6 protein-coding genes are annotated in these 3,982 nt (G+C 37.0%); 4 read left to right on the top strand and 2 right to left on the bottom strand.

Annotated elements, in window-relative coordinates; genetic code table 11:
- Positions 1 to 161 precede the first annotated feature (161 nt).
- Entirely contained in the window at positions 162 to 377 is a 216-nt protein-coding gene (locus tag E7L17_RS14900; RefSeq protein WP_316323914.1) for a hypothetical protein, read from the top strand.
- On the opposite strand, the gene E7L17_RS14895 is transcribed toward E7L17_RS14900, so the two are convergent.
- Complete coding sequence (locus E7L17_RS14895; RefSeq protein WP_316323913.1) at positions 374 to 526, bottom strand: hypothetical protein; 153 nt, start codon at positions 524 to 526, stop codon at positions 374 to 376. The genes E7L17_RS14900 and E7L17_RS14895 overlap by 4 nt on opposite strands.
- 313 nt (positions 527 to 839) lie before the next feature.
- On the opposite strand from E7L17_RS14895, the gene E7L17_RS14890 reads away from it, so the two are divergent.
- The 3 genes from E7L17_RS14890 to E7L17_RS14880 all read left to right on the top strand — a co-directional run bounded on the left by E7L17_RS14890 (position 840) and on the right by E7L17_RS14880 (position 3,131).
- Positions 840 to 1,190 carry a hypothetical protein gene (locus tag E7L17_RS14890; RefSeq protein ID WP_316323912.1) on the top strand — a complete coding sequence of 117 codons (351 nt, stop codon included), beginning with the start codon at positions 840 to 842 and terminating at the stop codon, positions 1,188 to 1,190.
- Positions 1,191 to 1,491: 301 nt separating this feature from the next.
- Positions 1,492 to 2,670: a tyrosine-type recombinase/integrase gene (locus E7L17_RS14885; RefSeq protein WP_316323911.1), complete on the top strand. Its 1,179-nt coding sequence runs from the start codon at positions 1,492 to 1,494 to the stop codon at positions 2,668 to 2,670.
- A 248-nt stretch (positions 2,671 to 2,918) separates the two neighbouring features.
- Positions 2,919 to 3,131, top strand: coding sequence for a hypothetical protein (locus tag E7L17_RS14880; protein WP_316323910.1), 213 nt, complete (start codon positions 2,919 to 2,921; stop codon positions 3,129 to 3,131).
- Between the two features lie 137 nt (positions 3,132 to 3,268).
- Here E7L17_RS14880 and E7L17_RS14875 read toward each other — a convergent pair whose 3' ends face one another.
- On the bottom strand, positions 3,269 to 3,766 hold the full coding sequence (locus E7L17_RS14875) for a DUF2726 domain-containing protein (RefSeq protein WP_316323909.1): 498 nt from the start codon (positions 3,764 to 3,766) through the stop codon (positions 3,269 to 3,271).
- Between the last annotated feature and the right edge of the window lie 216 nt (positions 3,767 to 3,982).

Genomic DNA, 3,982 nt, shown 5'->3' with positions numbered 1-3,982 from the left:
CTCCTCATTGCAACACCGTTGCCAGCAGTACAACTGCAAACACCACACCATACACATACCACAAGTACCGGTTGATTTTTAAAGCTTTAGATTTCATGGTCAAGCCCCTTTCTTTTTCTCCCCTCCTGTTGTAAGATATTGGCAAGAGGGGAGGTGATAAAGTGTATAGCATCAGATTTTCTTATTTCGACGGCACTGTTATTGATTGCAACAACGTTACATCAGCGAGAAGCATGAAGGTCGAAGAAACTTATACAGGAGATTTAATCTTGTCTGGTTATTATCCGTTGAGTTCAAGCTACTGGATAAAGACCGAAAAAGAGTCGTATTCCATTTCTGGCGAAAATCTAAAAACAATTTTTGTTTCCAAAAATTAATCGAACCTCGCCTCGATGTGTACCAGCATATCGGGGCATTCTTTTTGAATTTCTTTCACAATTTTTAAAACATCGTTAACCATATCAGTTCTTCTGCACCAGTCCAAATTTACGAAGATTGAAATAGACGGCCTCAAATTATTTTCCAAGAAAACACCTCCTTTCCTGCTAAAATAAGTCAAATTCGCTGTTTTTTGGTTATTTGTTATAAATTACCAATCCCCATTTCTATACCGTTAACCTTGACATACAAGCTAATTTAACCTATAATAAGTGACTGTCAGGACAACTTAATAAGGCTTTTTCGCTTTTAGTCGGATGATTAAAGGCTCGCTTTGTTATTGTCTGTTTGCTCAACAATGTTTGTTGTAACGTTATTATATTCGGGAGTTTCCCGAAAGTCAACGGTTTCTCGGGATTTTCCCGAGATTTAGTTATATGCACAAATAGGAGGGTTTTCGTTTGGAAGATTTAGCTAAAAGAATAATATCTCTGTTTGATGCAGACAGCAGAAACGACACCGATATAGAAATTGCATTAGAACTTCCGCGGTCAACTATTTATGATTGGAGAAACGGAAGAAGCAAATCATATAGAAAATACATTGAAAAAATATCTGATTTTTATGGTGTTGATTTAATTCAATTAAAAAAAGAGCAAAAAAATAAACCCACCACTGAAAGTGATGAGTTTACCAAAGGACTTGAGCCGTTATTTGAAATTGCTAAAAATTTTACTATTGATGACCGCGCTGCTCTTTTGGAATATGCTCTTTTTTTAGCTTCAAAGCGTAATCAATCAAAAGAGGAATAATTTCCATGCCTTCTCGTTTCACGATTTCTAATATTTGTTTTTTCATTTCTGCATCCGTTAACTTGTCCACAATCACACCCCTATGTAATCGCACGTTATTTCCCCAAAAGTAGCGTGCTTTTATTATAGAACAAACTTTCGATTTATTCAAGACCTAAAATAAAATAATATGTTATTTTTGTACATTTATTCCGTTTAACAAATAACGTTGTTTGTTTGTAATACTATAATATGTCAAAGTTTGACAAATTACAACAGGAAAAATTTACCACAATTTAGTAATTATTGGAAGTGATAGGGTATGCCTAAAAAATCAAACGCCAAACGTAAGGATGGCCGCATAGCGGTACAAATATATCTTGGTATAGTTGAAGGCAAGCGTAAGTACAAAACCGTTTATGGCGCTACTCAAAAAGAGGCTGATAAAAAAGCAGAGCAGGTCAAAATATCAATCGGCAAAGGGCTTGACGTATTATCTGATCAAGATACATTTGCCAAATGGAAAGACATATTTTTAGAGTCTAAAAAACTTGACGTGTCTAACTCACAATATCAATCGTACCAGAGCTATGTCAAACACCTATCACCTCTTGATGATATGCCTATATCCAAAATCAAAGCATCGGATTTGCAGCAGATTATAAACAAGCTTGCTGTTAATAACCCAAATACTCATAAACCAACAGCTAAAAAAACATTAAACGATATTAAGATAACAGCATCACAAATCTTTAATTTAGCGATTGACTCACGGGTGATGGAGTACAACCCGGCAACGCCTGTTAAAATCCCCCAGAAAGCTCCACAAGAGCATAGACGTGCATTGACAGTAGAAGAACAAGCTTGGATATTAAACACTCCACACAGGATACAGACAGCAGCTATAATAATGATGTACGCAGGTTTGCGCCGTGGTGAGCTTATCCCTCTTACTTGGGAGGATATAGATTTAACAGAAAAGACGATCGTTGTTAATAAAGCTGTGGAAATGATAAATGGGCAACCGGTTTTAAAAGATATGACAAAAACACCGGCCGGCATCCGTACTATTGACATACCTACCGCACTTGTCGATTATCTCATCCCAATTGCGTCGTCTGGCCTTGTTATACATAGCAAAAACAAAATGTGGTCAAACACAATTTGGAAAAACGTTTGGAAAAGCTATTTAAGAGAGCTTAATATCAAATACGGTAACAATGTAGATAAAAACGGAAATATTGCACTCTCTAAATTTAACCCAAACGGTATAGATATCACAATACCAAACATCACACCGCATTGGCTAAGGCATACTTTTGCGACATTATTATATTTGGCCGGAGTTGATGTGCTAACAGCTAAAAACCAATTAGGCCATGCAGACGTTAAAACCACTTTGCAAATTTACACTCATTTAGACCAAACCCATAAGCGCAAGTCGATGCAAAAGCTAGATGATTTTTTATCGATGCAAGTCAAATGCAAGTCAGACGAGTAAATTAATGCAGTGTTAATGCGGGATTAATCGACACAACTAATAGCTTGACGTGCGAAGGGTCATAGGTTCAAGTCCTATATCGTCCACCAACAGAAAACCACCTGTTTTTCAGGTGGTTTTTTTGCGTTCTATTTATGTATATATCTGTACATATTTGGAATATATTGGTATAATCAACATAACGCAAAATATAGCAATAATATTCACTCCTGCGTTTAATATCCTTAATATAGTTGGGGGTGTTTTATGTGGATGAATCCTTTTACCAGTTATTACAAAGTGATTTTGTAGCACGGTCTTTTTATTCTCGAATGAAAATCTGCCGTGAAGAGGGGAACGAAACCGAAGCGGAAAGAATGTATTATGTTCTTGAGGGTTATGTTTGGGGATTGTACAGTGCTGGCAAAATGTCGGTGCGCGAAAAGTCCGAGGCGATAGCATCTTTACTGCGGCATACATAATGTGCGGAACTCCCCTCCCCTATCCTGCAAGCAAAATTCGCCCGGCGCAGCCGTTGGCGGTGCTCAAACAGAAGAAAAGTCCTGGCTTATTGCCAGGACTTTTCTTCTGTTTGGATTGCTATAATAACAAGGTCTAATTAAACTTTTATGCTCTGTTTTTCTGAAACGGCGTTGGCAATCTTTTCTTTTAATCCACTGCTATTCCTTGTATGTATAATTGGAATTCTTGCTTGAGAAAGAGCTTTATCTACGAATGAATCACGCTCTTGTCTATCTGGTCTATCGTGGCTGCTGTCGTCCAGTTCAATTACCAGTACAGGTTTCACACTGGGCAAGTCGCATAGCACAAAATCAACATGCTTGGATTTAATACGGTTAAATTGAGATTGCCACTGTTTTCCTTTTTCCTTTGGCTCAATAATATCGGCGAGGCGAACTTTTGCAAATAACACGAGATTGAGGTCTGTCGTTTCTTTCACCAACTCGCAATAAAATTTAAGTTCATTCTTTGTAAAAAAATATGCTATTTTCTTATATTGGAATGGGAGCTTTTCGATCGTTGAAGATTTCTTTTTGCCTAACAATAACAACACAAATAACAAAATAATAATAATACCAATTAAGATATATTCCATTTTTTCACCTTCCCATCACTTTATTATCTGATTGTAATTATATCACACTTGCCACATATTGGGAATTATTCTTGAAAAGCAAGCGCCGATTAACTCTTTTCCAAATTCCTATTAATTATAATAAATATCCGCCGGCTAAGCCGGCGGTTTTTCTTAGTCGCCTATAAGGCTCCATTACTGGCCGCCCTTGCAAGGGCATATTACGGTCTGACACTT

It is taken from the genome of Clostridium sp., from assembly GCF_032576335.1.
Classification (GTDB): domain Bacteria; phylum Bacillota; class Clostridia; order Oscillospirales; family Acutalibacteraceae; genus Faecalispora.
Note: the sequence above shows the minus strand (reverse complement) of the source record. Positions and strands in the feature narration are given on the sequence as shown.

What these genes read in the sequence shown, in the direction of transcription:
- E7L17_RS14885 (WP_316323911.1), top strand. Translation starts at nt 1,492, where the DNA reads ATGCCTAAAAAATCAAACGCCAAACGTAAGGATGGCCGCATAGCGGTA.
- E7L17_RS14875 (WP_316323909.1), bottom strand. Translation starts at nt 3,766, where the DNA reads ATGGAATATATCTTAATTGGTATTATTATTATTTTGTTATTTGTGTTG.